Raw genomic sequence first — 6,556 nt, forward strand, 5'->3', positions numbered from 1 at the left:
TCATTGCTCCTTGCCGCCGCGACGGGCGGCCCAAGCTTGCAGGGCGTTGATGACGAGCAAGAGGGTGAAGGAAATGACCAGCATCACCGTGGCGATGGCGGTGGCGCCCGCCTCGTCGTACTGTTCGAGCTGGCCGATGATGAGCAGCGGCACGATCTCCGAGACGAAAGGGATGTTCCCGGCGATGAAGATCACCGAGCCGTACTCCCCCACGGCACGGGCGAAGGCGAGCGCAAACCCGGTGACGGTGGCCGGCAGCACGTGCGGCAGGATCACGTGGCGGAACACCTGCCAGCGGCTCGCCCCCAGGCTCGCGGCCGCCTCCTCGAATTCCGGCTCGAATTCCTCCAACACCGGCTGCACCGTGCGCACCACGAAAGGAATGCCGATGAAGACGAGCGCCACGAGAATGCCCAGCGGCGTGAACGCGACCTTGACCCCGAGCGCGGCGAGCCACCCGCCCAACCAGCCGTTGGGCGCGTAGAGCGCGGTGAGTGCGATGCCGGCCACCGCCGTGGGCAGCGCGAACGGCAGGTCGATGAGGGCGTCGACCAGGCGCTTGCCGGGAAAGGAATAGCGCACCAGCACCCAGGCAAGCAGCAGGCCGAAGACGGCATCGATCGCCGCCGCCGCGAGCGCCGCCCCGAAAGAAAGCCGGTAGGCGGCGAGCACCCGCGGGTTGCTCACCACGTCCACGAACTCGCCCCAGCCCAGCTCCAGCGTTTTGCCGAACACCGCCGCCACCGGCAGCAGCACGATGAGCGAGAGGTAGAGCAGCGTATAGCCCAGCGTGAGGCGGAAACCCGGCAGCACGCCCGTGTGCGCAGCCATCATTTCTGCCCGAGGATCTGGTCGAGCACGCCGCCATCGGCGAAGTGCGTGCGCTGCACCGCCGCCCAGCCGCCGAAGACTTCTTCCACGGTGAAGGTGCGCACCTCGGGGAAACGCGCCGCGTGACGCTGGCGCACCTGGGGGTCACTGGGGCGGAAGTAGTGCTTGGCCATCACCTCCTGCGCCGGTTCGCTGAAGAGAAACTGCAAATAAGCGCGCGCCACCTCTGCCGTGCCGCGTTTGGCCACCACCGGCTCCACCACCGCCACCGGCGCCGGCGCCTCGATGGAGACGGACGGATAGACGATCTCGAACTCCTTGCCGCCCAGCTCCTGCGCGATCAGGCGAGCCTCGTTCTCGAAGGTGACGAGCACATCGCCCACGCCGCGCTGGGTGAAGGTGGTGGTCGCCCCGCGCCCGCCGCCGTCGAGCACCGGCACGTTGCGAAAGAGCCTGGTGACGAAGGCGCGCGCCCCCTCGTCCGAGCCCGTCTTCTGCCGGGCGTAGCCCCAGGCCGCGAGATAGGTATAGCGGCCGTTGCCCGTCACCTTGGGATTGGGCACGATCACCTGCACCCCCTCGCGCACGAGATCGTCCCAATCGCGGATGGCCTTGGGATTGCCCTGACGCACGAGGAAGACCATGGTGCTGGAATAAGGTGCCGCCTGATTGGGAAAACGCGTGCGCCAGTCGGGCGCGACGAACCCGCGCTCGGCCAGGAGCTCGAGGTCGGACGCCTGGTTCATGGTCACCACGTCCGCCTCCAGCCCCGCCGCCACGGCAAGCGCCTGCTTGGACGAGCCGCCATGCGACTGGCGGATCGTCACCGCCTCCCCCTTGCTCGCCTGCCAGGACGCGGCGAAGAGCGGGTTGATCTCTTTATAGAGCTCGCGCGAGACGTCGTAAGAGACGTTGAGCAGGCTCGTCTCGGCCCGCGCCGGGCCGGCCGCGACCAGTGTCAGCAAGGCCGCCAGGGCGGCAAGAAAACGCCAGGAACGCATCATCCATCCTCCGGTGAGATGAAGAAGATGGTAGCGAAGGGGTATAGGCGGTTCAACGGGGTGGGGGTTGGTAGGTTATTCTTCGAAAGAATAAATTCGATTAACCGTATCCATTTGGCTAAAGTACTGCAGGGTTTCCCCTTGCCTCGATATACAATGGAAAAAACAGGGGGCCCTTCGACCTTGCACCATCGCCGGCTCGTCATGCTCATGATCTGCGCTCTCCTCCTCAAGGGACTGTGGGCAGGGCCGATTCTGGCCGCAGAACATGCAGCCCCTCCCCTGCCGACGCATGGCTCGTTTGTTGCCGATCACCCGACCTGCCACACGGAACACCCGCTCGCTGCCAAAGCCAGCGCCCCATGCCAGCTGCACTGCGCGGTCGCGTTTTCGCCCTGCCTACCCATCCAACCTGTTGTCTTCCACCACATGGGACGACCGGTCTTACTGGCACACAGCCGTTCGCTTAAACCGGGCGAGACCCCGCAGCCTGACCATCCCCCACCCCGAGCCTGATTCTCCCTGCACACCCTCGATCCAAGCCGGACATCCTGCCCGGCCGAATGTCGCACGCCCTTTACATGGCAAGGAGAATCTCATGCCCATGACGCATTACATGGAACTGCTGGCCCAAAACCAGCCTTGGAATCTGATCCTTTTCATGGCGATCCCCGTCATCCTCGCGGAGACGGTGGCCATCACCGAATTGTTCATCCTCTTGCTTCGCTCTCGAGGCGGTTGGCTGCGCGCCCTCAACCGCTTGGCCAGTATCCTCGCCGGTGTGTATTTCCTGGGGGTATTCGCCTACCTCCTGCCCAACGTCGTCGTGCCGCTCACCCTCACCGGCCAGTGGCGCGGCATGATCGACATGATCGCCGTCGGTTTCTATCTCTCTGGTGCGATCCCCTTGGCAGGGCTCGCGCTCCTTGATCTCGGCGTACTCGCCCGTTCAAGCCCTGAAGAGCGCAAGCTCTTCCTCCATGCCCTGCTGGTGGCGGCATTCCTGGTACTCTCCCATGTAGCCATGATTTTCGGCATGATGAATCCTTATCTCATCGACCAAGACGCTGCACACATGCCAACAGAGCATATGATAAACCACTGAAGTTGAGAGAAAAGCATGCCGACGGCCAGACGGGAATGACGCGGACGGATCGTCGGCGTGCTGGTTCAACGCAATCGTCCGGGACCCAACAGGCGCAAGGTCCTGGATGATTCCGTGGTCTTTTTTATGAAGCGTTCCGCTTTTTGACTTCGTCGAAACTTGCGCCGATCACTTTCCGCGAACCATCTTTTCATGGCTTCGATGGGTGTAACATGCACCATGGCTTTGACCTCGCTGATGCGGCCGTTGCATTGGTCAGCCGATGCTCGATCTCGAGCGCCTGGTACAGGACATCGAAGGTATGCGCTTCCGTAGGGGTATGTTCTTGCGCGGGTAATGAATCGGTGAATTCCTTGCCGTTGTAGGAGAGGATCATACTCAGGCGCAAGAGGCTGCCTCGAGGAGTGCTTGCAGGAAGCTCCGGGTCTTCAGCATCGGTGCTTGTTGCCAGGTCGAATGTTCTCCGCCGACACTCCAGTTCTCGGGCAAGGCGGCGCACCGGCAGGTTCGAGCTTTGAATGGTGCGCCGGGTCGCAGGGGTCGTGGTGGCGTTCTCGTACAGTCGGACCCTCACGACCCAATAATGATGCACGACGTCGCGGGTCGATGCGATCGTCCGGGACCTGACGCATTAGAGGCACTCCACACGGCGTTCGCTCGAAGCCTAGACCAAGCCCTCACCCCCTGTTTCTCGCTTCCGAGCAGTCCCTGAAGCGAGCGCATGGGCCGCGCGGGTCGTCTCGGGCAGGCGGTAGCGGGTGGTGCAGGCCATCACCCAGTCTACGGCGCGCTCGAGGCTCACGCGATGGCCGATGGAGACGTAGACGGGGTGCACGCCCACGCGGGTGCGCAGCACGGCGCCGATGATTTCCTCTCCGTCGCGCAGTGGCACCCAGGCGCCGCGCTCTTGCGGCACCGGGTCGTGCGTGCCGACGAGGCGCGACTTGGCCACGCCGATGCTGGGCAGATCGGTGAGCACGCCTAGGTGGCAGGCGATGCCACAGCGGCGCGGGTGCGCCCGGCCTTGACCGTCCACCAGGAGCAGATCGGGCGGGGCCGAGAGCCGCTCCAGCGCATTCAGCACTACCGGCAGCTCACGAAAGGAAAGCAGACCCGGCACATAGGGGAAGTCCACCTCGTCCTCCGCGACAGCCGTCTCGCTCGAGGCGAGCGAGGGGAAATCGAGCACGGCGACGGCGGCCCGTCCCCGTGTGCCACCGCCGGGAAAGCCGACGTCGACGCCGGCCACGCGACGTACCGGGCCGTTCGCGTCCTCGCACACGACCCGCCGGGCGATCTCGCGCTGCAGGGCGATCGCCTCGTCCACTGTGCGGGGGTGCAGCAGGGAGAGATCCGTCATCCACCCTCCCCTGCCGCCGTGGCCGCGGAAACGGGGCGGGGCCGCCGGCTCATCATCACCACCCCGCCGATCACCAGTCCGCAGCCGGCGAGCTGGGTGAAAGCGAGCGGTTCGTCGAGCAGCCAGGCGCCAAGCAGCAGGGTGAGCACGGGGCCGAGGGTGGCGCTCATCGAGACGGGTCCGGATCCGAGGCGGCGGATCGCTTCGGAGACAAGCCATACGGGGGCGACGGTGGAGACGAGCGCCATGGCGAGGCCGAGCCACAGCACCGGCGCCGGTTGCTGCCACAGCGATGGCAGGGGACGCATGACAGCGAACTGGCTGAGCACGAGCAGGCAGGCGAAAGTCGTCGCCCAGGCGCTCAGGCGGGAAGCGCCGATTTGCGCCACCACCTGGCCGGTGCCGAGAAGGTAGAGTGCGTAGGCCACGGCCGAGGCGAAGACGAGCCCGCCGCCCAGCCAGACGTCGTGCGCGCTGCCGGGATTCTGGCCAAGGTCGTGCACTAGCGCGAGCGCGAGCCCGGCGTAGCAGACGACCAGTGAAGCGAGGGTTCGACGGTCGAGCCGCGTGCCGAGGAAGGCCGCCGACATCAGCACGACCAGTGTCGGGTAGCAGAAGAGGATCATGCGCTCCAGGCCGGCGCTGATGTAGCGCAACCCGAGGAAGTCGAGGTAGCTCGAGCCGTAATAGCCGAGGAAACCGAGCACGAAGAGAATACCCCACTGCCGCACGCTGAGGCGGTGTGCCGCCCTTTGCTCCGCCGCCCAGCCGAGCAGCAGGAAGAACGGCAAGGCGAAGCCCATGCGCAGGGCGAGGATGGTCTCGGCGTCGACGCCGTAGCGGTAGGCGAGCTTGACGAGCACCGCCTTGAAGGAGAAGCCGAACGCGCCGGCAAAAGCCATCCACCAGCCGAGCGCAGGGTGTTCCCGGATCGTCATCGTCTTTCTTTCACTCCATGGAAAACCGTCCCACCGGACGGCAGGCGACACCCAGGGCCATCGCACTCGAAAGTCATAACGGATGAATCCCCAGCATTTTCATACGGATATCGTCATCCCAGGCCGCCCGCTTGCGCTTGAGTCGCAGGCTCGTCTTGGCGGTGTCGGTTTTGTCCGCACGAATCAGGTTCATCACGATCTTCTTGAGCAGCGAGAGGTTCTGCGGTGCGTTGTCCTTGCGGATCATGCAGTCGTCCTCGCCGAAGCAGACATCGAGCATCCAGTGAAGCTTGTTCTCGATGGCCCAGTGCGCACGCACGGTATCGGCCAACTCCTCGGCGGTGAGTTTGCGCGAACTGATGTAGTAGCGCTCTTCCAGCTCAGCCACCTTGTCGCCGACCACGCGTTGCGAGACGACACAGCCGACCGTCTTGCAGCCGGGCCAGAGCGCGGAGTCAATCTCCTTGCCACTGGCGGCGACCCAACTAAGCTGCATCACCGTCCTGCCATGGGACTTGTCCACGTGCTTGAAGCCGTCGGTGGCGACCTGCGCATCGCTGATCAGATCACGCACCTGCTGATGCAGCGTGGGCTGGTTGCCCTTGACTGCGAGCAGGTAGTCCGCCCCTTTCTCGGTGATCTTGGCGGCAATCTCACGCTGGCAGCCCATGGCATCGATGCTCACGAGCAAACCCTTGATGTGCAAGGCTTCAAGCAACTCAGGGATGGCGGTGATCTCGTTGCTCTTGCCCGCCACCTTCTCCTGACCGAGCACCAGACCGAGCTCGGTCGAGAACGCACTGACCATGTGCACCGGCGGCGCATCGCCATCGGCCGAGCGGCGCAGCGTCTTGCCGTCGACGGCCATCACGCCATCGAGTGCGCCAACGATCCCGCCCACCCAACGCCGGAACACCGATTCGAACTGCTTCGGGTCGAGCACCCGGAACACACGCAGAAACGTGTCCTGCGAAGGGATCCCGTTCTTGAGTACCAGAAAACGCCGCAGCCAGTCGGCCTTGAGCCGACCCCACAGCGCGATGTCCTCGAAACTATCGGCGTCCGAGAGCATGGCGCACACAGCGATCACCAGGATCTCCCGGAAGTCGTGGCGGGTGCCGTTACTCGGCTGGCGAGGATCTTCAAGCTCACTGAGTTTCTCCATCAGACTGACTCCCGCTCCGCGCATTTCCATCGCCCAAAAGACGAGAGTAGACGCGTTTTCGAGAGGGTTCACAAGATGGCTGCATAACCTATTGAACGTGAACGACTTTTCTGAAAATTTTCAGGAAATGCATGTCATTCGAGTGCGATGGCCCTG

6 protein-coding genes are annotated in these 6,556 nt (G+C 64.2%); 1 reads left to right on the plus strand and 5 read right to left on the minus strand.

Annotated features, from left to right (window positions below):
• Together cysT and ASC37_RS08530 are read right to left on the minus strand one after the other, a co-directional pair.
• Positions 1-834 (minus strand): sulfate ABC transporter permease subunit CysT, encoded by an 834-nt coding sequence (gene cysT, locus ASC37_RS08525; protein ID WP_198289064.1) that lies wholly within the window; start codon positions 832-834, stop codon positions 1-3.
• Complete coding sequence (locus ASC37_RS08530) at positions 831-1,835, minus strand: sulfate ABC transporter substrate-binding protein (RefSeq protein ID WP_055423980.1); 1,005 nt, start codon at positions 1,833-1,835, stop codon at positions 831-833. The genes cysT and ASC37_RS08530 overlap by 4 nt, the downstream gene beginning before the upstream one ends.
• A gap of 595 nt (positions 1,836-2,430) precedes the next feature.
• Here ASC37_RS08530 and ASC37_RS08535 point away from each other — a divergent pair.
• A complete protein-coding gene (locus ASC37_RS08535; protein ID WP_055423981.1) occupies positions 2,431-2,937 on the plus strand; it encodes a DUF6803 family protein in 507 nt (168 codons plus the stop codon).
• A 664-nt stretch (positions 2,938-3,601) separates the two neighbouring features.
• Here the strand turns inward: ASC37_RS08535 and nfi are convergent.
• The 3 genes from nfi to ASC37_RS08550 form a co-directional block, all read right to left on the minus strand.
• Positions 3,602-4,297: a deoxyribonuclease V gene (gene nfi / locus ASC37_RS08540; protein WP_055423982.1), complete on the minus strand. Its 696-nt coding sequence runs from the start codon at positions 4,295-4,297 to the stop codon at positions 3,602-3,604.
• Complete coding sequence (locus ASC37_RS08545) at positions 4,294-5,235, minus strand: DMT family transporter (RefSeq protein WP_055423983.1); 942 nt, start codon at positions 5,233-5,235, stop codon at positions 4,294-4,296. Before ASC37_RS08545 ends, nfi begins: the two co-directional genes overlap by 4 nt.
• A gap of 73 nt (positions 5,236-5,308) precedes the next feature.
• On the minus strand, positions 5,309-6,400 hold the full coding sequence (locus ASC37_RS08550; RefSeq protein WP_055423984.1) for an ISAs1 family transposase: 1,092 nt from the start codon (positions 6,398-6,400) through the stop codon (positions 5,309-5,311).
• Between the last annotated feature and the right edge of the window lie 156 nt (positions 6,401-6,556).

The sequence above is a fragment of the Tepidiphilus thermophilus genome, assembly GCF_001418245.1.
In the GTDB taxonomy this organism is placed as follows: domain Bacteria; phylum Pseudomonadota; class Gammaproteobacteria; order Burkholderiales; family Rhodocyclaceae; genus Tepidiphilus; species Tepidiphilus succinatimandens.